Genomic DNA, 22,028 nt, shown 5'->3' on the forward strand with positions numbered 1-22,028 from the left:
GCCGGCTGCGGCATGATGCCGGCCCGCGAATCACCCGAGTGCACGATCACCCATGACGACCCCGCGCCCGAAACCCGATGCCCTGGCCTGGTTGCTGCTGTCGCTGCTGGTGATCGCGCTCGACCAGCTCACCAAGTACTGGGTGCTGACCAGCCTGCCCGAGTACACCGCGATCCCGGTGATCGAAGGCTTCTGGAACTGGTACCGCACCTACAACACCGGTGCGGCGTTCAGCTTCCTTGCCAATGCCGGCGGCTGGCAGAAGTGGTTCTTCACCGCGCTCGCCATCGGCATCAGTGGGCTGCTCGCGTTCTGGCTGTCGCGCACCCCGCGCCGCGACTGGAAGACCGCGCTGCCGTTCGCGCTGGTGATCGGCGGCGCCATCGGCAACGTCATCGACCGCCAGATCCATGGCCACGTGGTGGACTTCATCCAGTGGCACTGGCGCGACCATTACTGGCCGGCGTTCAACATCGCCGACATGGCGGTGGTGGGAGGTGCCGTCGGAATCGCGCTGTTCGGGTTGTTCCAGGACGGCAAGAAGACGCGGTAGGCCGACTCCGCACCGCCGTGGGGTGCCGGGCTGCGTGGCACCTTTCTCCCGCTGGCGGGACACAGATCCGCAGAAATCCCGATGCCGGACGGCGAAGCCGCCCGGAGGGTGGACGCCATGGATGGGGCGAATTCAGGTGCCCGAACGCGGGTGAGGGAGCTCTCCCGTCAAGGAGCGGACAGCCTTGCCCTTCTCCCGCGCGCGGGAGAAGGTGCCCCGAAGGGGCGGATGAGGGGCTTCTTCCGGCAGGTGTGCCCTCATCACCCCATCCCCCGCTCCGCGCCCCGGCCCTCGCGTTGCCGCTCGGGCGTTCATCGGCACCCGAGCCCATGGCTCGCAGGCGTGCCGCTTCACCCCGCAAGCAGGAGAGGGGCGATCGTGTCCGGCACGAGTCGGTACATGGCCGACGCTTCAGGGTGAATGCGGCGTCGCTCCGTTAGAATCCCTTTCTCATGGAAATCATCCTCGCCAATCCCCGCGGCTTCTGCGCGGGCGTCGACCGCGCCATCGAGATCGTCAAGCGCGCCATCGAGACCCTCGGTGCACCGATCTACGTGCGCCATGAAGTGGTGCACAACCGCTATGTGGTCGAGGACCTGCGCGCGCGTGGCGCGATCTTCGTCGAGGAGCTCGACGAGGTGCCGGACGGCAACACGGTGATCTTCAGCGCCCACGGCGTGTCGCAGGCGGTGCGTGCGGAAGCCGACCGGCGCGGGTTGAAGGTGTTCGACGCGACCTGCCCGCTGGTGACCAAGGTGCACCTCGAGGTGGCCCGTCATTGCCGTGCCGGCCGCGACGTGGTGCTGATCGGCCACGCCGGCCATCCGGAAGTCGAAGGCACGATGGGGCAGTGGCGGCGCGAGGCGGGCGCGGGTTCGATCTATCTGGTCGAGGACGAGGCCGACGTCGCCAGGCTGGAGGTCAGCCAGCCGGAGAACCTCGCCTACACCACCCAGACCACGCTGTCGGTCGACGACACCCGCAGCGTGATCGCCGCACTGCGCGCGCGCTTCCCCGCGCTGCAGGGGCCGAAGAACGACGACATCTGCTACGCCACGCAGAACCGCCAGGACGCCGTACGCGATCTCGCCCGGCGCTGCGACCTGGTGCTGGTGGTGGGCTCGCCGAACAGTTCCAATTCCAACCGCCTGCGCGAGCTCGCCGAGCGCGACGGGGTGGAGTCGTACCTGATCGACGGCGCAGACGAGATCGATCCCGCGTGGGTGGCCGGTCGCCAGCGGATCGGCGTCACTGCCGGCGCCTCAGCGCCGGACGTGCTGGTCGACGGCGTGATCGCACGCCTGCGCGCACTGGGCGCGCACGGCGTCGGCGAACTCGACGGCGAGCCGGAGAACATGGTGTTCGCGCTGCCGAAGGAACTCCGGGTGCAGCTGGTCGAGTGAGGCCATCGCGCCCGCGCGACGCAGGCCCCTTTGACCGCGCACCGCGCTGCCCCTAGAATCTGCGGCCCCCGCCGGAATAGCTCAGTTGGTAGAGCGGCGCATTCGTAATGCGTAGGTCGTAGGTTCGATTCCTATTTCCGGCACCAGGGTCCAGACGCCCCGCGAAAGCGGGGCGTCGTCGTTTCAGCAGCCCGCTGTCATCGACCAGCCATCGCCGGTTCACCGGTTCTACGCAGTTCGCGACCCAGACTTGCGGCTCCGAACCCACCTGGCTGGCGCACCATGGACCACAGCTGCATCGATATCTACATCACCCGCGACGTCGACGGATATGTGGTCGCGCCGGCCGGCACATGCCTGCCCGAGGACGCCATGTCCGCGCTCGGCGGGGTGGTGCACGGCTGGATGCAGCAGGTCGGCGAGGCATCGCGCCTGCCTGGCTGGCGCGGCGTGCGCCGTGACCTCGATGCCTGTGGCTACAGCGTGCTGTCCGACGAGGACTTCGCCGCGCTGCTGCTGCCGGGTGAGCTTGCGCCACCGCCAATGCCGCTGTGCATGCAGCCCTCCGTGGGCGCGGTGGCCGCAGCCGCTTGACGGGACGCCCGGTCAGGGCATCAGGTCATACCGCAGACGGTAGCGGACGGGCGCCGCCCCCGGCTCGTCGGCGGCGCCGATCCGGTACAGCCGCGCCGCCTGGTCACCGGCCTCGCGCATCGATGCGGCAATCCCTTCAGCCTCCACGGTGTCGACGTCGATCACCCGGCCGTCGGCGCCGAAGGTCAGCGTCCACAGGAAGTGGCCGCGGTAGTCCTCCGGCGCAACCCCGGCCGGATAGTTGGTGCGACCCTGCACGAAGACCGCATCGCGGCGATGGAAACCGGCACTGGCCAGGTCGGCGGCGATCTCCACCGGTTCGCGCGCGACCTCGATGTCGTCATAGGTCAGCACGATCTCGTACTCGCCGGCGGCCAGTCCGTGGCGTGCGGGCTCGAACGGATGGCAGCGCACGATGGGCGCCGCGGCCGTCACCGTCTCCTCCACCAGCGCCACCTTGGTGGCGTCGCGCTTCGCGAGCAGCCGCACGCTGACGGTCCCATCCGGGAACCGCGAGGATTTCCAGCACAGCTGGTGCGGCCGCTCGGGATGCAGCAGGAGGCCCAGCGCCACCGGTCGCGCCTGCGTCGCGGGATCGCGCGCTTCCCACAGGAATTCGATATGCCCGTGGGGTGGCCGGGTGCCAGCCGCGGCGGCGGTGGCGGCAGAAAGCGACAACAGCGCCGGCAACAGCAGTGCATTCGTATCCATACGGGTCTCGCCATCCAAGGGTCGGTCGAGCATAGCGAATCGGCTGCGACACCCGTCGGTGGGCGGGCGTGCCGGGTCTCGCCCTGCGCGACGGGCGCCCGCTACCCTGTCGCTCCTTTCCGCGGATCCTTCCGGCAATGTCCAAAGCTCCAGCCACGGCCAAGGCCGGCCGCGCGCGTACCGCCTATGTATGCGCCGAGTGCGGCACCGACCACGGCAAATGGCAGGGCCAGTGTGCCGGCTGCGGTGCCTGGAACACGCTGTCGGAGTTCGTGATCGAGCCTGCGGCAAAGGCCGCCGCCGGCGGTGGTGCGACGCGACGCGCAGGCTGGGCCGGCGCGGTCGAGGCGCCCAAGGTCACCGCGCTCAAGGACGTGCGCCACATGGAGGATGCGCGGGTGTCGACCGGCATCGGCGAGCTCGACCGCGTGCTCGGCGGCGGCCTGGTCGAGGGCGCGGTGGTGCTGGTGGGCGGCGATCCCGGGATCGGCAAGTCCACCCTGTTGCTGCAGGCGGTGGCCCGCATGGCGGCGACGCTGCCGGCGCTGTATGTCACCGGTGAGGAATCGCTGGGGCAGGTGGCCGGGCGCGCGGCGCGCCTGGACCTGCCGCTCGATGGCGTGCATGCACTGGCCGAAACCGGCGTGGAGACGATCCTCGAACATGCCGCGGCAATGCGGCCGAAACTCATCGTTGCCGACTCGGTGCAGACGTTGTGGACCGAATCGCTCACTGCGGCACCGGGTTCGGTCAGCCAGGTCCGCGAGAGCGCCGCCCGGCTGGTGCGTTACGCCAAGGAAACCGGTACCGCGGTGTTCCTCGTCGGCCATGTCACCAAGGAGGGCGGCATCGCCGGTCCGCGGGTGCTCGAGCACATGGTCGATGCGGTGCTGTATTTCGAGGGCGAGAGCGGCAGCCGCTTCCGCGTGCTGCGCGCGTTCAAGAACCGCTTCGGCGCGGTCAACGAGCTCGGCGTGTTCGCGATGGGCGACAAGGGCCTGAAGGAGGTGCCGAACCCGTCGGCGATCTTCCTGTCCGGTGGCAGCACGCAGCAGCCGGGGAGTTGCGTGATGGTGACCCGCGAAGGCACGCGTCCGCTGCTGGTCGAGGTGCAGGCGCTGGTCGACAGCTCGCCGCTGTCCAACCCGCGGCGGGTGGCGGTAGGGCTGGAGGGCAACCGCCTGGCGATGCTGCTGGCGGTGCTGCACCGGCACGGCGGCGTGCTGGTCGGCGACCAGGACGTGTTCGTCAACGTGGTGGGCGGCATCCGTGTGCAGGAAACCGCAGCCGACCTGCCGGTGCTGCTTGCGGTGCTCTCGAGCCTGCGCGATGCGCCGTTGCCGGAAAAGACCATCGCCTTCGGCGAGGTCGGCCTGTCGGGCGAAATCCGCCCGGTGCCCAATGGCGAGGAGCGCCTGCGCGAGGCGGCCACCCACGGCTTCAAGCGGGCGATCGTGCCCAGGGCCAATGCGCCGAAGTCGGGTGCGCTGAAAGGACTCGAGGTGATCGCGGTGGAGCGCCTCGCCGACGCGATCGACGCGCTCTAGCGTCGTACACAGCTCAGCCGGTCCGCTGCAGCACCAGCTCCAGCACGAACTTGCTGCCGAAGAACGCCAGCACCAGCAGCACCATCGCGGTGAGCGTCCAGCGCACCGCGGGCGGCCCGCGCCAGCCGTAGCGCCAGCGTCCGAACAGCAGCGCGCCAAACACCAGCCACGACAGCACGCTCAACACCGATTTGTGGATCAGGTGCTGGGCGAAGAAGTCATGCACGAACAGCACCCCGGTGAGCAGGGTCGCGGTCAGCAACGCGAAGCCGACGGTGATCGTTCGGAACAGCAGGGTTTCGAGCTCGGTCAGTGGCGGCAGCGCGCGCAGCCAGCGGTGGAACTCACGCCGCCGCAAGGCGCGTTCCTGGGCGCGCAGCATCAACGCCAGTAGCGCGGCGATGGCGAGCGTGGCGTAGGCGAGCAGGGCAAGGCCCGCATGCAGCTGCAGGCGCCAGTCCAGGCCTTCAGCACTGTGCCGGCCGGTCACGGCGTAGGCGACCAGCGAGATCGCCGCCAGCGGAAACACCACCACGCCCAATGCTGCCATCCGGCCGCGAAGCCCGAACAGCAGGGTGACCATCGCCATGCCCAGGCCCGCCAGGGAAAGGGCGGAAAAGAAATGCAGGTCGGCGCCGCCGAGCCCCCGCCAGGCCAGCAGGTGGGCGACGCCGTGCAGAGCCACGCCAGGCACCGCCGGCACCGCCCAGGCCGCGCGCTTGGATGGCGTTTCCCGTGCCAGCGTGCGTACCAGCAGGCCCGTTGCGACGAGGTAGAGCAGGGTCGCGATGAGAATGGTTGTCATCGCGAAAGTGTCGCACACGCATCGTCGCGTCGTATGCCTCGCACGCATGGTCGCACCGGAGCCTGCGTGGACCGACGGGTATAATCGGCGGCCCCTTTGTCTCCAGTGCGGAATCTGCATGTTCGAGTCCCTCACCCAGCGCCTGTCGGGCACCATGGAGCGCCTGCGCGGACGCGGGCGGTTGACCGAGGAGAACATCCGCGAGGCCACCCGCGAGGTCCGTATCGCGCTGCTCGAGGCCGACGTCGCGCTGCCGGTGGTGCAGGCGCTGATCGAACGCATCAAGGTGCGTGCGGTCGGCCAGGAGGTGCTGAAGTCGCTGACCCCCGGCCAGGCGCTGATCAAGGTCGTGCGCGACGAGCTGACCGCGGTGATGGGCGCGCAGGCCGCCGAGCTCAATCTCAACGTGCCGGCGCCGGCGGTGATCCTGATGGCCGGCCTGCAGGGCGCGGGCAAGACCACTACCGTCGGCAAGCTGGCAAAGCTGCTGAAGGAAAAGCGCAAGAAGAAGGTGATGGTGGTCAGCGCGGACGTCTATCGCCCGGCGGCGATCGAGCAGCTGAAGACGCTGGCCGACCAGGTGGGGGTGACGTTCTTCCCGTCGGATGCCTCGCAGCAGCCGGTCGATATCGTGCGCGCCGCGATCGACGACGCCCGCAAGTCGTACGTGGACGTGCTGCTGGTCGATACCGCCGGCCGCCTCGCCATCGACGAGGCGATGATGGCCGAGATCAAGGCGTTGCATGCCGCGGTCAACCCGGTCGAAACCCTGTTCGTCGTCGACTCGATGACCGGCCAGGACGCCGCCACCACCGCCAAGGCGTTCTCCGAAGCGCTGCCGCTGACCGGCGTGGTGCTCACCAAGACCGACGGTGACGCCCGTGGTGGCGCCGCGCTGAGCGTGCGCTACATCACCGGGCGGCCGATCAAGTTCATCGGCACCGGCGAGAAAACCGACGGCCTCGACGTCTTCCACCCGGACCGCGTTGCCAGCCGCATCCTCGACATGGGCGACGTGCTGTCGCTGGTCGAACAGGTCGAAAGCCAGGTCGACAAGGACAAGGCGCAGAAGCTGGCCGAGAAGGTCGCCAAGGGCAAGAAGTTCGACCTCAACGACATGCGCGACCAGCTCGAGCAGATGCAGGGCATGGGCGGCATCCACGGCCTGATGGACAAGCTGCCGGGCATGGGCCAGATCCCGGACACGGTGAAGAACCAGGTCACCGGCAAGGAAGTTCCGCGCATGATCGCGATCATCAATTCGATGACCAAGAAGGAACGTCGCAACCCGGCGCTGCTCAACGGTTCGCGTCGCGCGCGTATCGCCTCGGGCTCCGGCACCCATCCCTCCGACGTCAACAAGCTGATCAAGCAGTACCAGCAGATGGAAAAGATGATGTCGAAGATGTCCCGCGGCGGCATGAAGGGCATGATGCGCGGCCTGCAGGGCATGATGGGCGGCCGCGGCGGGATGCCGTTCCGCTGAGCCACCGCGCCGGTTTCTGCTGATGACATCGACGGGGCCAGCGCTGTTGATCTTCCGCGAAGGCCGCCCGGCGACGGCTGCTGATCTCGCCCTTCCTGCGCTGGTCAACGAGGGCCACTTCACCACGATGCAGATGCGTGGCGGGGCGGTGCAGGGCCTCGAGCTGCACCTGCAGCGGCTGGACCGGGCGCACCGCACGCTGTACGCGCAGGCGCTGGACACCGGCCGGGTCCGCGCCCACTGTGCAGCCGCCATAGCGGCCAGCGGGCTCGTCGATGCGGCCCTCCGGATAACGGTTCACCCGGGAGAGCCCGGACCGGTCGTCCTGGTGTCGCTGGCCCCGCCGGCGCTCCCAGGTACCAATGGCCTGCAGCTGAAGTCGTTCACCTACGTGCGCGAGTCGCCGGAAGTGAAACACGTCGGCACCTTCCCGCTGTTCCATTACCGCCGTCTGGCGCGCGCAGCCGGTGCCGACGATGCGCTGTTCGTCACCCGGGATGGGCATGTGTGCGAGGGATCGACCTGGAACCTCGCACTGTGGGATCGCGGACAGGTCGTCTGGCCGCAAGCCCCGGCACTGCGCGGCACCCGGGAACAGCTGCTGCAGCGCGAATTCGGCCGGGCCGGGGTGCCGCAGCTGACCCGCGTGGTGTCGCTGGACGAGCTGCCGATGCTGGCCGGGATCGCCTGCAACTCCCGCGGCGTGCAGCCGCTGGCATCGGTGGACGGCCGGGTAATGCAGGATCCGGGGGCGCTGGTTGCGCTGGCCGCCGCGGCGGATGCCCGCATCCCGTGGGATTCCCTGGACGCCCGAGCGGGGCAGGGCCCTACCGTCGCCGCAACGGCTTCGCTATAATCGCCGGCTTACCTCGCCATCCTGGCGACTGGGCAACACCGAGAACTCCATGGTCAAGATCCGTCTCACCCGCGGCGGCGCCAAGAAGCGCCCGTTCTACCACATCATCGTCACCGACTCGCGCAGCGCGCGCGACGGTCGCAACATCGAGCGCGTGGGTTACTACAACCCCGTTGCGCAGGGCGCCGAGCAGCGCGTCGTGCTCGACACCGCCCGCGTTGACCATTGGGTCGGGCAGGGTGCGCAGATGACCGACAAGGTCCGCGCGCTGTACAAGGAAGCGGGCAAGGCCCAGCCGGCCGCTGCCTGAGCCTGACGGCCGCGCCGGTCGGCGCGGCCTTCTCCGTACGACGATGACCGATCCCACCCGTCGCATCCTGCTGGGCAGGATCCACGGCGCCTTCGGCGTGCGTGGCGAGCTGCGCGTCGAATCGTTCACCGATCCCGAGATCGAACTCTTCCGCTACCAGCCCTGGACCCTGCGCGATGCGCAGGGCCGTGAGCGGGTCATGGAAGGGGCGCGTGGCCGTCCGACGCCGAAGGGTGTGGTGGCGACGATGCCCGGGGTCGAGGATCGCGACGGCGCCGACGCCCTGCGCGGAACCGAGATCTGGGTGGCACGCAGCGCACTGCCGCCGCCGAGTCCGGACGAGTTCTACTGGGTCGACCTCGAGGGCCTGCGTGTCCGCAATGTCGAGGGCGTCGACTTCGGCACGGTGGCGTTCGTGTTCTCCACCGGTGCCAATGACGTGCTGGTGGTGCGCGACGATGCCCGCGAGCGCATGGTTCCGTTCGTCCGGCCGGACTACGTGCGCGAGATCGATATGGACGCCGGCACCATCCTGGTCGACTGGGACCCGGATTTCTGATTGCAGGGCGCGGCCCCTGGGCCACGCATTGCATCGCTTCGTCAGCCCTTCGCCGGCGGCCTGCCGGGCCGCCCTGGTATCGTCCGGTCCCGCAGTCCGAGTCCGTCACCTTCATGCGCATCGACGTCATCAGCCTGTTTCCCGAGTTCGTCGATGCCTGCGCCGGTTTCGGCGTGGTCGGGCGTGCGCGCGAGCGGGGCCTGCTGTCGATGCATGGCTGGAATCCGCGCGATTACGCCGAGGGCAACTACCGCCGCGTCGATGACCGCCCCTTCGGTGGCGGCCCCGGCATGGTGATGCTGGTCGACCCGCTGCGTGCGGCGATCGCGGCCGCGCGCGAGGCGGATCCGCAACCCGCGCACGTGGTGTACCTGAGCCCACAGGGCAGGCTGCTCGACCAGGCGCGGGTGCGCGAGCTGGCGGCGCTGCCGCGGATGATCCTGCTGTGCGGTCGCTACGAGGGCGTCGACGAACGCCTGATCGCCGCCGAGGTCGACGAGGAACTGTCGATCGGCGACTACGTGCTGTCCGGTGGCGAGCTGCCCGCGGCCGTGCTCGTGGATGCGGTGGCGCGGCTGCGCGAGGGCGTGCTCAACGATGCGGAATCCGCCACCCAGGACAGCTTCGAGGCCGATGCCGCGATCGAGGGCGGCGTGCTGCTCGACTGCCCGCACTACACGCGGCCGCCGCGGCATGCGCTTGGCGACGTGCCCGAGGTGCTGCTGGGCGGCAACCATGCCGAGATCGCGCGCTGGCGACGGATGCAGGCGCTGGGGCGCACCCTGGAGCGCCGCCCGGACCTGGTCGACGAAGCCCGCCTGTCGCCCGCCGACCGCAAGCTGCTGGCGGGCTATCGTGCCGGCCCTGCAGGTAAACCCGGCGCGTGAGGCGGGCGCTGGCGTCAGCAAGCTTCCTACGGTTATAATGCCCGGCTAGTTTTACCCGCCAGAGCGTGCGTCCACGTGCACCACGCCTACAACGAATCCAACAGGCCAAGAACATGACCACCAAGCCCTCCCTGAACACCCTGCTGCAGGACTTCGAGAAAGACCAGTCGCAGCGCACCCTTCCCGAATTCGGCCCCGGCGACACCGTCGTCGTCAACGTCAAGGTCAAGGAAGGCAACCGCGAGCGCGTGCAGGCCTACGAGGGCGTGGTCATCGGCATCAAGAACGCCGGCCTCAATTCCGCATTCACCGTGCGCAAGATCTCCCACGGCTTCGGCGTGGAGCGCGTGTTCCAGTCGCACAGCCCGACGATCGAGTCGGTGGAAGTGAAGCGCCGCGGCAAGGTCCGCGCCGGCAAGCTGTACTATCTGCGTGGCCTGGAAGGCAAGAAGGCGCGCATCAAGGAAGACCTGTCCGCAGGCGCCAAGGCGAAGAACGCCAAGGCCGCCGCCGACCTGGCTGCCGCCGCACAGGCTGCTGAAGCCGCCAAGGCCGAAGCCGCTGCTGCGGCCGCAGCCGCCGAGTAAGCAGTCCGGCACGCGTGCACGACGGCCACCTTCGGGTGGCCGTTTGCGTTTCGGGCCGTGCGGCAGATGGATGCCCTTCACGCAGCGCATGGAATCGTGTCGCCATGACCATCATCGAGGTGGCCGGCCCGTGCTCGCCTTGCGGGACGCCGGCTGTGAAGTGATCGTCCTCGCCGGTTCCGCACTCGAATCCAGACCATGACCGCACGCCAACCTTCCGATGCCGGCTCCACCGCGGCCCCCGCCACGGTCCGGCTGGACCTGTGGCTGTGGGCGGCGCGCTTCTTCAAGACCCGCAGCATCGCGCGGCAGGCGGTGGACAACGGCAAGGTCGCCGTCGGTGGCGATCGTCCCAAGCCTTCGCGCGCAGTGCGGGTGGGCGACGTGCTGCGCGTCGAGCGGGGTGAGGAAACCTTCGAGGTCGAAGTGACCGGTCTTTCGGACAGCCGTGGGCCCGCCAGCGTGGCGCGCACGCTGTACAGCGAGTCGGAGGCGTCACGAATGGCGCGCGAGGCGAAGCTGGCGCAACTGCGTGCCGAACGCGCGGGTTACCAGGCGCCGGAATCGCGGCCCGACAAGCGCGCAAGGCGCCTGATCCGCGCACTGGGCGATATCGACGCGATCTGAATCCGGGCGCAGCTGTATCCGAGGGACGCCTGAATACCCCGCTGGCGAGGACGGTATTCAGCGCCGGGAGCACGCCTGCGGCGTAGGCTCGGTCCATGGACTCCATGACTCTCCGGTCTTCCCGTGGCTTGCACCGGATGGTGACGGCCGTGCTGCTGTCCGCGGTCGCATCCAGTGCGGGCGCGCAGGTGCGTGCTCCGGAGCCGATGCCCCGCCAGGTGGAAGCAACGCGGTTGCAGGTGCCCCCGCCGGTACCGGCGCACGTGCGCCCGGCCCTGGCCGACCCGCGGGTCCGGCAGGCGCAGGACCGGCTCGACACGCGTCGTCGTGTGCTGGCATCCGAGCATCAGCACGAACAGCGACTGCGCACGATCGGCGCCACCCCGCGGGTGCAGGAATCCGAGCTGGCCGCCTCGCGCCTGCGCGAGGCCGACGCGCGCAGCGACGCCGCGCTGCTGCGTGAGCGTGAGGCCGCACTGCGTGAGGCACGGGCCCGCGAGCTGGCGGATCCGTCGCGCTAGGCAGCGTTGCATTGTCCGAGTCCGCTGCGTCGTTGCGGCGGCATGAGCGGTATCGCCGACGGATTCAGCCCAGCGACTTCAGCCGGTACAGCGCCTCGAGCGCCTGTTTCGGCGTGAGTTCGTCCGGATCCAGCGCCGCCAGCGCATCGAGTGCGGCTGAAGGCGTTGCAGCGAACAGACCGAACTGCCGCGGCGCGTCGAGCGCCGGGGGTGACATCGCGGCCGACTGGCTTTCGCCACTGCGCTGTTCGAGCTCGGCCAGACGCCGGCGTGCCTGCTGCAGCGTGGCACGCGGCAACCCGGCCAGCGCAGCCACCTGCAGGCCGAAACTGCGGTTGGCCGCACCCTCGCGCACCGCGTGCATGAAGACGAGTCCGTCGCCGTGCTCCACTGCGTCGAGATGCACGTTGGCGATGCCGCTGTCGGGTTCGCCGGCCAGCGTCGTCAGTTCGAAATAATGGGTGGCGAACAGCACGTAGCTGCGGTTGACCGTGGCCAGGTGGCGAGCGACCGCATCGGCCAGCGCCAGGCCGTCGTAGGTCGAGGTGCCGCGGCCGATCTCGTCCATCAGCACAAGCGACTGCGCGGTGGCGTGGTGGAGGATGTAGCTGGTTTCGCTCATCTCCACCATGAAGGTCGACTGCCCGCGGGCGAGGTCGTCGCCGGCGCCGATGCGGGTGAGGATGCGGTCGACCGGGCCGATCACCGCGTGCGCCGCCGGCACGAAGCTGCCGATATGGGCCAGCAGCACGATCAGCGCGTTCTGGCGCATGTAGGTGCTCTTGCCGCCCATGTTCGGGCCGGTGATCACCAGCATGCGGCGGTCCGGGTCGAGCATCAGGTCGTTGGGTTCGAATGGCTCGTCGCGCACCGCTTCCACCACCGGGTGGCGGCCGCGTTCGATCTTCAGGCAGGGCGCGGCTTCCAGCTCCGGACGTGACCAGTCCAGTGCCTGCGCGCGTTCGGCGAAGCAGGCCAGCACGTCGACTTCGGCCAGCGCCGCGGCGCAACGGCGCAGCGGTTCGAGACGCGCGTTGAGTGCATCCAGCAACTGCTCGTACAGCAGCCGTTCGCGCGCCAGTGCGCGCTCGCGCGCCGACAGCACCTTGTCCTCGAAGGCCTTCAGCTCTTCGGTGATGTAGCGCTCGGCATTGGTCAGCGTCTGCCGCCGCGTGTAGTGCACCGGCGCCTTGCCCGCCTGCGCCTTGCTGATCTCGATGTAGTAGCCGTGCACGCGGTTGTAGCCGAGCTTCAGCGTCGGGATGCCGCTGGCCTCGCGCTCGCGCGCTTCGAGGTCGACCAGGAAGCCGTCGGCATTGGCCGACAGCGCGCGCAGCTCGTCGAGTTCCGCGTCATGGCCTTCGGCGAAGACACCGCCATCGCGGGCCAGCACCGGCGGCTGCTCGACGACGGCGCTTGCCAGCAGATGCGCCTCGGCATCGTGCTCGCCGAGCGAATCCGCCAGAGCCTGCAGGCGCGGCGAGTCCAGGGTGGCCAGCAGAGCGCGCAGTGCGGGCAACATGCCAAGGCCGTCGCGCAGCGTCGACAGGTCACGCGGCCGTGCCGAGCGCAATGCGATGCGTGACAGGATGCGTTCCAGGTCACCGAGTGCGCGGAAGCGCTCGCGGATGTCGGCATCGGCGCCACGCGTGATCAGGGTGTCGACCGCATGCAGGCGCTGGTCGAGCACACCGCGGTCGCGCAACGGGCGGTGCAGCCAGCGCCGCAGCAGGCGCCCGCCCATCGGCGTCACCGAACTGTCGAGCACGCCCAACAGGGTGTGGCGCTGGTCGCCGTCGACGCGGCTGTCGAGTTCAAGGTGGCGGCGCGTCGCGGCGTTCATCGCGATCGCGCCGTCACTGGTCTCCACTGCGATCGACGTCAGGTGCGGCAGCCGCTGCTTCTGCGTCTCCTCGACATAGCCCAGCAGCGCGCCCGCGGCGGCGGTGGCCTGCGGGCGGTCTTCCATGCCGAAGCCGGTGAGATCATGCAGGCCGAAGAAGCGCAGCAGCTGGCGGCGCCCGCTGTCGGCGTCGAACAGCCACGGTGCGCGTCGGCGCAGGCCGCGGCGTTCGCCGAGGAACGCGGGCCAGCCGTCCTCGTCGGGCACCAGCAGCTCGGCCGGATCCAGGCGCGCGAGTTCCGCTTCGAGCTGGTCGTCGTTGCCGACTTCGTTGACCAGGAAGCGGCCACCGGCAAGGTCCGCCCAGGCCAGGCCATAGCCGCTCTTGCCGCGCGACAGCGCCAGCAACAGGGTGTCACGGCGCTCGTCGAGCAGCGCCTCGTCGGTGACCGTACCCGGGGTGACGATGCGCACCACCTTGCGCTCGACCAGGCCCTTGGCCTGCGCGGGATCGCCGATCTGCTCGCAGATCGCCACCGACTCGCCGAGTGCGACCAGCCTCGCCAGATAGCCTTCGGCCGCGTGGTGCGGCACGCCTGCCATCGGGATCGGCGCACCGCCGGAACTGCCGCGCTGGGTCAGGGTGATGTCGAGCAGGCGCGCGGCCTTGCGCGCGTCGTCGTAGAACAGCTCGTAGAAATCCCCCATGCGGAAGAACAGCAGTACATCCGGATGCTCCGCCTTGGCGGCGAAGAACTGCTTCATCAGCGGGGTGTGTTCGGGCGTCTTGTCCAGCGTCATGCATCCGGGGCCGGGGCGCGCACGACGCGCGCCGGGCAGCCGATTGTAGCCGGCCCCGCCGCGGCCCCAGTCGCGCAGCGGACCCGGCCGATGCGGCCGCAAAAGTGTGCATACGGGCGCGTCCGGAGTGTGATAGCGTCCCGGCCAAGGCTGCCAATCGCAGCACCGGGCCCGTCCCCCACGCCGGCCCGGTGCGTCCCGCCATGCTGTTGCCGTGGCGGCGCTCGCGCCGAGGTTGAAAGTCGCAACGACATCCATCCGTAGGGGGACACCAATGGTCTCAGACCATCCGCAACGCCACGCGCTCGCAACCGCGATTTTCCTCGCCATCCTCGCTGCCCCGGCACTGCCGGCCGTGGCCCAGTCACAACCTGCGAACGCCGCTTCCGGCAACCAGGATCAACCGACCACGCTGTCGACCATCATGGTGACCGCGCAGAAGCGCGAAGAAGCGCTGCAGGACGTGCCGATCGTGGTCAACGTGCTGCCCGAGCAACTGTTGCAGGACACCGGCGTGCGCGACATCAAGGACATGCAGGTGCTGGTGCCGGGCCTCACCGTGACCAGCACCCAGTCGGCCGCGCAGACCACCGCGCGCATCCGCGGCATCGGCACCGTGGGCGACAACCCGGGCCTCGAGTCCTCGGTGGGCGTGGTCATCGACGGCGTCTACCGTGCGCGCAACAGCGTCGGCTTCGGCGACCTCGGCGAGATGGACCGCATCGAGGTACTGAAGGGTCCGCAGGGCACCGTGTTCGGCAAGAACACCTCGGCGGGCGTCATCAACGTGATCACCCGCCGCCCCAGCTACACCCAGTCGCTCGAGGGCGAGGTGACCGTGGGCAACTACGGCCTGGTGGGCGTGGCCGGTTCGTACAACGATGCCCTGAGCGATAACGCCGCCTTCCGCGTGTACGCGGCCAAGCGCACGCGCGACGGCGTGGACGACGTGAATACCGCAGGTGGCCCGCGCCGCGAGACCGACGACGGCGACCAGAACTACCACTCGCTGCGCGGCCAGTTGCTGCTCGAGCCGAGCGAAGCCCTGAGCGTCAACTTCATTGCCGACTACACCAGCCGCGAGGAGAACTGCTGCGTCACCGTCACCACCCATCGCGGCCCGACCGCGGCGATCATCGACGCGCTGACCCCGGGCGGGCAGGGGATCATCCCGGTCCCGGACATCGACCGCCGCCTGGCCTACGCCAACCGCACGACCGAGCAGGACATCAAGGACAAGGGCGTGTCCATGGAGGTCAACTGGACCACACCGTGGGCCAACGACGCGGTGCTGACCTCGGTCACCGCGGTGCGCGACTGGGATGCGATCACCAGCATCGACTTCGACTACAGCGGCGCCGACATCATGTATCGCCCGCCGCAGGAGGACGCGTCGCTGGTCGCGTTCGAGAACTTCAGCCAGGAACTGCGCCTGACCGGTTCGGGCGACCGCCTCGACTGGATGGTCGGCCTGTTCTATTCCGACGAGGACCTTGCCCGCAACGATTCCTACTTCATGGGCGCGGCCTACGAGCCCTACCTGTCGACGCTGGTCGGCAGCCAGGTGCTGGGCGGGCTTGCGCAGCAGCTCGCGCCGCTCGGGCTGACCGTCAACACCACCAACCCGGCGACGTTCCTGTCGCAGGTCAGCGGACGCCCGTTCGGCACCAACTACACCGGCATCGGCGCGCTCGACCGCTATGCGCAGAACGCCAAGAGCGCGGCGGTGTTCACCAACAACACCTTCCACGTCAACGACGAGCTGGATATCACCGTCGGCCTGCGCTACACCCGCGAGAAGAAGACGCTGCAGTCGGATTTCAGCAACCCCAACGGCAGCCTGGCCTGCGGTTCCACGCTGGCCAACCCGGCCGCGCGCGTGGGCGGTGCACTCGCGCAGCGCATCAACGGCTTCGCCAGCCTGCCGCCACAGCTGCAACAGCAACTGCTGTCGCAGCTGGTGCCGGTCGTTGCGCCGCAGGTGGCGGGCTTCATGTGCCTGCCGTGGGCCAACGTGCAGCACAACGGCCGCAGCACCTTCCAGGAACGCACCGAGAAGGAATGGTCGGGCACGGTGAAGGTCGCCTATGACTTCGCCGACGACGTGATGGGTTACGTCTCCGCCGCGCGCGGCTACAAGGCCGGCGGCTTCAACCTCGACCGCGTGCAGTCCTCCAACGGCCTGTCGTCCGGCGTCGGTGGCATCACCCCGGTCGACGACACCTCGTTCCCGGGCGAGTTCGTCGACAGCTACGAGCTCGGCCTCAAGACCGCGTGGGCCGACGGCAACCTGCTGTTCAATGCCGCGCTGTTCCACCAGGAATACGAGGACTTCCAGCTCAACAGCTTCCTCGGTACCGCGTTCGTCGTGCGGTCGATCCCCAAGGTGACCTCGACCGGCATCGAGGCTGACGTGCTGTGGCAGACGGGCATCAACGGGCTGATGGTGCAGGGTGGCTTCACCTACGCCGACACCAAGTACGGCAATGACCTGCTGCCCGACCCGGAGCTGGTGCTGCTGCCCGGCAGCCAGATGAGCTTCGCGCCGAAGTGGTCGGGCAACACGTCGGTCACCTACAGCTGGGACATCGGTTCGAACCTGCAGGGCCGCTTCAACATCGGCGCCAAGTACATGTCCGAGTACAACACCGGCTCCGACCTCGATCCGCAGAAACTGCAGGACGGCTATGCGCTGGTCAACGCACGCGTCGGTTTCGGCCGCCAGGACCAGCGCTGGATGCTGGAGTTCTGGGGCCAGAACCTGACCGACGAGACCTACAAGCAGGTCGGCATCGATGCACCGATCCAGGCCGGTTCGTGGAACGCCTTCCTCGGCGCCCCGCGCACCTATGGCATGACCCTGCGCATGCGCTACTGATCCACCGCACCACCCTCGAAGGCCCGCCGATGGCGGGCCTTCGTGTTTCCGGCCGCGGAAAGACTTCGCCCGGCGGATGGTTTACAACAGGCTCCCCGTCGCCCTGGATCCGTGATGTCCGTTCCTTCCGATGTCGAGTTGCAGGCGCTCGCCGCCGCCACCGGCGAACGCCTCATGTCCACGCATGACTCCCTGGTCTCCGCCGAAAGCTGCACCGGCGGATGGATCGCCAAGGTGGTCACGGACATCGCCGGCTCGTCCGCCTGGTTCGATTGCGGGATGGCCGTCTACAGCTACGAGGCCAAGCAGGCTCTGCTGGGCGTACGCCCCCAGACCCTGGAAGAGCATGGTGCGGTCAGCCGGGAAACCGTGCTGGAAATGGTGGCCGGTGGGCTGGTGCATTCCGGCGCCACCCTCGCCGTGGCCGTCACCGGTATCGCCGGGCCAGGCGGCAGCACGGCGGACAAGCCGGTCGGCACGGTCTGGATCGCCTGGAAGCGGCGTGGCGGCTACCCGCGCGCGGAACTGTTCCATTTCGAGGGCGACCGCGAAGCGGTGCGCCGGCAGACCGTGGCGGCCGCGCTGCACGGACTGGAAACGCTCTGATGCCCGCCGGGAGCCGACGCTGATGTGGGAAACCCTCGGCACCGTGCGCGATCTCGGGCGCCTGCAGGAGATCGCCGTGGTGCTGGCGCGCTACGGCTTTGGCGACGTGGTCCAGCGCATCGGGCTCGCGGCTGCGCTCGAACGGGCCGGTCGCCTGCTGCACCGGCAGCAGGCCAACGAGAAGCCGCGGATGTCGCCGCCCGAGCGGTTGCGCCATGCCCTGCAGGATCTCGGCCCCACCTTCGTCAAGCTCGGCCAGGTGCTGGCCACACGCGTCGACCTGCTGCCGACGGAATGGATCCGCGAGCTCGGCGAGCTGCAGAACGCGGTCCCCGCGCTGCCGTTCGAGACCATCCGCCCGCAGCTGGTCGCCGACCTCGGTGCCGAGCCGGAAGCGGTGTTCGCCCGCATCGATACGCGCGCGCTGGCGGCGGCGTCGCTGGCACAGACCCACCGCGCCTGGCTCGAGGACGGCACGCCGGTCGTGCTCAAGGTGCGTCGCCCGGGTATCCGCGAGGTGGTGGAAGCCGACCTGCGCCTGCTGGCGCGGCTGGCCGACATCATCCAGGCACAGGCACCCGACCTGCGTCTCTACCGCCCCACCGAGGTGGTCGCACAGTTCGCAACCTCATTGCGTGCGGAGCTCGACTTCGCCGCCGAGTGCCGCAACGCCGAGCGCATCGCCGCCAACTTCGCCGGGCATGAGGAGATCGCGATCCCGGTCGTCTACTGGCAGTGGACCTCGGAACGGCTCAACGTGCAGGGCTTCATGGATGGCATCCCCGGGCGCGATCTGGCCGCCGTGGACGACCTGGGCCTGGATCGCCACGCGCTCGCGCGCACCGGTGCGGCCATCGTGCTGAAGATGGTGCTCGAGGACGGCCTGTTCCACGCCGATCCGCACCCCGGGAACATCTTCTACCTCGAGGACGGCGGGATCGGCGTCATCGACTTCGGCATGGTCGGCCGTGTTTCGGAACGCCGGCGCATGCAGGTCGCGCAGCTGCTGTATGGCCTGGTCGACCAGGACGCCGAGGCGGTCACCGACATCCTGCTCGAGTGGACCGATGGCGAAAGCGGCGTCGACGAAGGCAGGCTGCAGGTCGAGGTCGGCAGCCTGATCGACCAGTACCGTGGTCTGCCGCTGAAGGAACTGCGGATCCCGCTGATGCTGGCCGACGTGGCCGGCCTGCTGCGCCGGCACGCGCTGACCCTGCCGCCGGACCTCGCGCTGATGATCAAGGCGTTCCTGACCCTGGAAGGCCTGGGCCGCCAGCTCGATCCCGACTTCGACATGGCCACCGAGGCGCGGCCGTTCCTGCGCCGGGCGATGCTCGAGCGCTGGTCACCGCGGATCCTGGCGCGACGCGGGCGGCGGACGGTGTCGGGCGCGCTGGATCTCCTCGGCGACCTGCCGCGCGACCTGCGGCGGATGATGCAGGCCGCAAGGCATGGACGCCTGCGCGGACAGATCGAGATCACCTCGCTCAAGGCCTTCGGTGACCAGCTCAACTCCGCCGCGAACCGGCTGACCATCGGCGTGATCACCGCCGCGCTCATCATCGGCTCGTCGATCGTGATGAACAGCGTCGGCGGGGTCCCGAACCGCTGGCTGATGGCGATCGGCGTGCTCGGCTTCGTCGGCGCGGCCGTCACCGGGATCTGGATCGTGCTGTCGATCTGGCGCAGCGGCCGCCACCGTTGACCGTACCAGTGGTTAGTAGTAATACTACTAACCATGAAGCTTACCGACACCCAGCAGGCCGTCCTCGCCCTGATCGCCGAGCGCATCGAGGTGGAGGGCATGCCGCCCTCGCAGACCGAGATCGCCCGCGCACTGGGTTTCAGCAGCGTGCGCGCGGCGCAATACCACCTCGAGGCGCTGGAAGCGGCCGGTGCAATCGAGCGCGTCCCGGGCCGTGCGCGCGGCATCCGCGTGCTGGTGCAGCCGCCCGGTCCGCGCCAGGACAGTCTCGAGCTGGTGGACAGCGTGATATCGCAGGCGCTGCGGCTGCCGGTGCTCGGCCAGGTGGCTGCCGGCCTGCCGATCGGCGCCGGCGCACCCGACATCCTTGCCGCGGCCGAAGACCACGTGGTCCTCGACCGGGTGCTGTTCTCGCCGGCGCCGGATTACCTCCTGAAGGTGAAAGGCGATTCGATGCGCGACGAGGGCATCTTCGACGGCGACCTCATCGGCGTGCATCGCACTCCGGAGGCGCGCTCCGGCGAGATCGTGGTGGCGCGCATCGACGACGAAATCACCGTCAAGCTGCTGCGCATCGGCAAGGACCGCATCCGCCTGTTGCCGCGCAACCCCGACTACGCACCCATCGAGGTGCAGCCGGGGCAGGATTTCGCCATCGAGGGCCTGTACTGCGGCCTGGTCCGGCCCAACCGCTGATGGGCACTGCCACGCGCGCTTTCCGCGCCATGCACGGGACATTTCCTGACAGCCAGGATGGCCGCCAGCTGATCGTGGTCCCACAGCTGCCAACCGACGATGCAGGGCAGGTCGGCGCGGTCGCAGCCCGTGCGACCGCCGCCGCCTAGGCTGCGTCCCAACAGATTCCTCTTCAAACCAGATCCACCCCTTCCCGGAGACCACAATGGACGAGAACAAGAAGCGCGCGCTGTCCGCCGCCCTGAGCCAGATCGAGAAGCAGTTCGGCAAGGGTTCGGTGATGCGCATGGGCGACCGCGCGGTGGAAGCGACCGAGGTCATCGGCACCGGCTCGCTGATGCTCGACATCGCGCTGGGCATCGGCGGCCTGCCGAAGGGCCGGGTGGTGGAAATCTACGGCCCGGAATCCTCGGGCAAGACCACCCTGACCCTGCAGGCCATCGCCGAATGCCAGAAGACCGGCGGCACCGCGGCCTTCATCGACGCCGAGCACGCGCTGGATCCGATCTACGCCGCCAAGCTCGGCGTCAATGTCGAGGACCTGCTGCTCAGCCAGCCCGACACCGGCGAGCAGGCACTGGAAATCGCCGACATGCTGGTGCGCTCCAACGCGGTCGACATCGTGGTCATCGACTCGGTGGCCGCGCTGACCCCCAAGGCCGAGATCGAAGGCGAGATGGGCGACCAGCTGCCGGGCCTGCAGGCACGCCTGATGAGCCAGGCCCTGCGCAAGCTCACCGGCAACATCAAGCGCTCCAACACGCTGGTGGTCTTCATCAACCAGCTGCGCATGAAGATCGGCATCATGATGCCGGGCCAGAGCCCGGAGGTGACCACCGGCGGCAATGCGCTGAAGTTCTACGCCTCGGTGCGCCTGGACATCCGCCGCATCGGCGCGATCAAGAAGGGCGACGAAATCATCGGCAACCAGACCCGCATCAAGGTGGTCAAGAACAAGATGGCGCCGCCGTTCAAGCAGGTCATCACCGAAATCCTCTACGGCGAGGGCATCAGCCGCGAGGGCGAGCTGATCGACATGGGCGTGGATGCCAAGATCGTCGACAAGGCGGGCGCCTGGTACAGCTATGACGGCGAGCGCATCGGCCAGGGCAAGGAGAACGCCCGCCAGTACCTGAAGGAGAACCCCGCGGTGGCAGTGCGCCTGGAGACCGCCCTGCGTGCGCAGTTCGTACCGGCCGAGGCGTCGCGCACCGAAGGTGACGACACCGCGGAGGACGACTGACGTTTCTGACGATTCTCGCAGCACGCCAGTGGCCGCCGCTGCAGCCGCTGATGCCGAGGCCGCCGCGCCGAAGCGCGGGCGGGCCAGACGGTGAGCGGGGGGCGGCCCCGCCGCCCATCCGGAGCACCCGCTGAAGGGATCGGGTCCGGGGATCCTGCGCTGTCGGCGCAGGAGTCCGGCGACGCATCTCCCGGCGAGGCGTCCCGGCAGAAGAAGTCCCGTCCGCGCAAGGAGCCGACACCCGCGCAGCGGGCGCTCGCGTTGCTGGTGCGGCGCGAGCACTCGCGACGCGAGCTGGAGCGCAAGCTCGCGGCCCGCGGCGTCGAACGTGAGGATGCGCGCGCGGCGGTCGACCGCATGGCCGAGGCGGGCTGGCAGGACGACGGGCGCTTCGCCGCGTTGCTGGCGCGGTCGCGGGCGGTCTCGGGGTACGGGCCACTGCGCATCCGCGTCGAACTGGAAAGCCACGGCCTGGACGCCGCGGTGATCGATGACGCCTTTCGCGCGCTGGCAGAGGCCGGCGACGACAGCTGGCTCGAGCAGGCCTGCGACCTGGTCGGGCGCAGGTTTCCGGTGGCCGCCGACGAGGACTCCGACGCGATGTGGAAGCGTCGTCGCAAGGCCGCCGATTTCCTGATCCGCCGCGGTTTCGACATGGACACCGTGCGCCGGGCCAGCGCGTACGAGCTGGAGGAGTAGGGCACGCCCGTGCTGCTGCGGAGTGCGGCGGCGCAGATGCGCCGACGACCCCGCATCTGGTGTGGTCCGCGTGCGGTCGTCGTGGTGGCAGCCGGTGGCACGGCGTGTACG

21 protein-coding genes and 1 tRNA gene are annotated in these 22,028 nt (G+C 69.1%); 19 read left to right on the forward strand and 3 right to left on the reverse strand.

All coding sequences use genetic code 11. The features are described from left to right. The first annotated feature begins 52 nt into the window (after positions 1 to 52). From lspA to E5843_RS05015, 4 genes are all read left to right on the forward strand, one after another. Positions 53 to 553 (forward strand): signal peptidase II, encoded by a 501-nt coding sequence (gene lspA / locus E5843_RS05000; protein WP_136412012.1) that lies wholly within the window; start codon positions 53 to 55, stop codon positions 551 to 553. 452 nt (positions 554 to 1,005) lie between these two features. Continuing rightward, positions 1,006 to 1,956 (forward strand): 4-hydroxy-3-methylbut-2-enyl diphosphate reductase, encoded by a 951-nt coding sequence (gene ispH, locus E5843_RS05005; protein ID WP_134672981.1) that lies wholly within the window; start codon positions 1,006 to 1,008, stop codon positions 1,954 to 1,956. A 70-nt stretch (positions 1,957 to 2,026) separates the two neighbouring features. Beyond that, positions 2,027 to 2,102, forward strand: a tRNA-Thr gene (locus E5843_RS05010). Positions 2,103 to 2,238: 136 nt separating this feature from the next. Further along, a complete protein-coding gene (locus E5843_RS05015; protein WP_136412013.1) occupies positions 2,239 to 2,550 on the forward strand; it encodes a hypothetical protein in 312 nt (103 codons plus the stop codon). Positions 2,551 to 2,562: 12 nt separating this feature from the next. Here E5843_RS05015 and E5843_RS05020 read toward each other — a convergent pair whose 3' ends face one another. Then, positions 2,563 to 3,261 (reverse strand): hypothetical protein, encoded by a 699-nt coding sequence (locus E5843_RS05020; RefSeq protein WP_136412014.1) that lies wholly within the window; start codon positions 3,259 to 3,261, stop codon positions 2,563 to 2,565. A 137-nt stretch (positions 3,262 to 3,398) separates the two neighbouring features. Here E5843_RS05020 and radA point away from each other — a divergent pair, with 137 nt between their 5' ends. Continuing rightward, the gene (radA, locus tag E5843_RS05025) at positions 3,399 to 4,808 is read left to right on the forward strand and encodes a DNA repair protein RadA (protein WP_141065733.1); all 1,410 of its coding nucleotides are present in this window, start codon (positions 3,399 to 3,401) and stop codon (positions 4,806 to 4,808) included. Positions 4,809 to 4,821: 13 nt separating this feature from the next. On the opposite strand, the gene E5843_RS05030 is transcribed toward radA, so the two are convergent. Further along, positions 4,822 to 5,613, reverse strand: coding sequence for a cytochrome C assembly family protein (locus E5843_RS05030; protein ID WP_134672985.1), 792 nt, complete (start codon positions 5,611 to 5,613; stop codon positions 4,822 to 4,824). A 118-nt stretch (positions 5,614 to 5,731) separates the two neighbouring features. Between E5843_RS05030 and ffh the strand changes: the two genes are divergently transcribed. From ffh to E5843_RS05070, 8 genes are all read left to right on the forward strand, one after another. Further along, entirely contained in the window at positions 5,732 to 7,099 is a 1,368-nt protein-coding gene (ffh, locus tag E5843_RS05035; RefSeq protein ID WP_134672986.1) for a signal recognition particle protein, read from the forward strand. Between the two features lie 22 nt (positions 7,100 to 7,121). After that, complete coding sequence (locus E5843_RS05040) at positions 7,122 to 7,955, forward strand: aminotransferase class IV (RefSeq protein WP_141065734.1); 834 nt, start codon at positions 7,122 to 7,124, stop codon at positions 7,953 to 7,955. A 49-nt stretch (positions 7,956 to 8,004) separates the two neighbouring features. Beyond that, on the forward strand, positions 8,005 to 8,265 hold the full coding sequence (gene rpsP, locus E5843_RS05045) for a 30S ribosomal protein S16 (RefSeq protein ID WP_136412017.1): 261 nt from the start codon (positions 8,005 to 8,007) through the stop codon (positions 8,263 to 8,265). Between the two features lie 43 nt (positions 8,266 to 8,308). Then, entirely contained in the window at positions 8,309 to 8,824 is a 516-nt protein-coding gene (gene rimM, locus E5843_RS05050) for a ribosome maturation factor RimM (protein WP_136412018.1), read from the forward strand. Between the two features lie 113 nt (positions 8,825 to 8,937). Further along, positions 8,938 to 9,711, forward strand: coding sequence for a tRNA (guanosine(37)-N1)-methyltransferase TrmD (trmD, locus tag E5843_RS05055; protein WP_136412019.1), 774 nt, complete (start codon positions 8,938 to 8,940; stop codon positions 9,709 to 9,711). 113 nt (positions 9,712 to 9,824) lie between these two features. Then, the gene (gene rplS / locus E5843_RS05060) at positions 9,825 to 10,298 is read left to right on the forward strand and encodes a 50S ribosomal protein L19 (protein ID WP_134672991.1); all 474 of its coding nucleotides are present in this window, start codon (positions 9,825 to 9,827) and stop codon (positions 10,296 to 10,298) included. Positions 10,299 to 10,496: 198 nt separating this feature from the next. Next, positions 10,497 to 10,925: an RNA-binding S4 domain-containing protein gene (locus E5843_RS05065; RefSeq protein WP_136412020.1), complete on the forward strand. Its 429-nt coding sequence runs from the start codon at positions 10,497 to 10,499 to the stop codon at positions 10,923 to 10,925. Between the two features lie 137 nt (positions 10,926 to 11,062). Next, entirely contained in the window at positions 11,063 to 11,446 is a 384-nt protein-coding gene (locus tag E5843_RS05070; protein ID WP_166815900.1) for a hypothetical protein, read from the forward strand. 64 nt (positions 11,447 to 11,510) lie between these two features. Here E5843_RS05070 and mutS read toward each other — a convergent pair whose 3' ends face one another. Next, positions 11,511 to 14,090: a DNA mismatch repair protein MutS gene (gene mutS, locus E5843_RS05075; protein WP_208542776.1), complete on the reverse strand. Its 2,580-nt coding sequence runs from the start codon at positions 14,088 to 14,090 to the stop codon at positions 11,511 to 11,513. Positions 14,091 to 14,364: 274 nt separating this feature from the next. Between mutS and E5843_RS05080 the strand changes: the two genes are divergently transcribed. The 6 genes from E5843_RS05080 (at position 14,365) to E5843_RS05105 (ending at position 21,917) form a co-directional block, all read left to right on the forward strand. After that, entirely contained in the window at positions 14,365 to 16,968 is a 2,604-nt protein-coding gene (locus tag E5843_RS05080) for a TonB-dependent receptor (RefSeq protein ID WP_136412021.1), read from the forward strand. Between the two features lie 114 nt (positions 16,969 to 17,082). After that, on the forward strand, positions 17,083 to 17,574 hold the full coding sequence (locus tag E5843_RS05085) for a CinA family protein (RefSeq protein ID WP_136412022.1): 492 nt from the start codon (positions 17,083 to 17,085) through the stop codon (positions 17,572 to 17,574). A 22-nt stretch (positions 17,575 to 17,596) separates the two neighbouring features. Beyond that, positions 17,597 to 19,279 carry an ABC1 kinase family protein gene (locus tag E5843_RS05090; RefSeq protein WP_141065736.1) on the forward strand — a complete coding sequence of 561 codons (1,683 nt, stop codon included), beginning with the start codon at positions 17,597 to 17,599 and terminating at the stop codon, positions 19,277 to 19,279. Positions 19,280 to 19,312: 33 nt separating this feature from the next. Continuing rightward, positions 19,313 to 19,975 carry a transcriptional repressor LexA gene (lexA, locus tag E5843_RS05095; RefSeq protein WP_134672997.1) on the forward strand — a complete coding sequence of 221 codons (663 nt, stop codon included), beginning with the start codon at positions 19,313 to 19,315 and terminating at the stop codon, positions 19,973 to 19,975. A 205-nt stretch (positions 19,976 to 20,180) separates the two neighbouring features. Next, entirely contained in the window at positions 20,181 to 21,218 is a 1,038-nt protein-coding gene (gene recA / locus E5843_RS05100) for a recombinase RecA (protein WP_134672998.1), read from the forward strand. Positions 21,219 to 21,377: 159 nt separating this feature from the next. Continuing rightward, positions 21,378 to 21,917 carry a regulatory protein RecX gene (locus tag E5843_RS05105; protein WP_136413035.1) on the forward strand — a complete coding sequence of 180 codons (540 nt, stop codon included), beginning with the start codon at positions 21,378 to 21,380 and terminating at the stop codon, positions 21,915 to 21,917. The last annotated feature ends 111 nt before the right edge of the window (positions 21,918 to 22,028 follow it).

Source organism: Luteimonas yindakuii, assembly GCF_004803715.2.
Taxonomy (GTDB): Bacteria; Pseudomonadota; Gammaproteobacteria; order Xanthomonadales; family Xanthomonadaceae; genus Luteimonas; species Luteimonas yindakuii.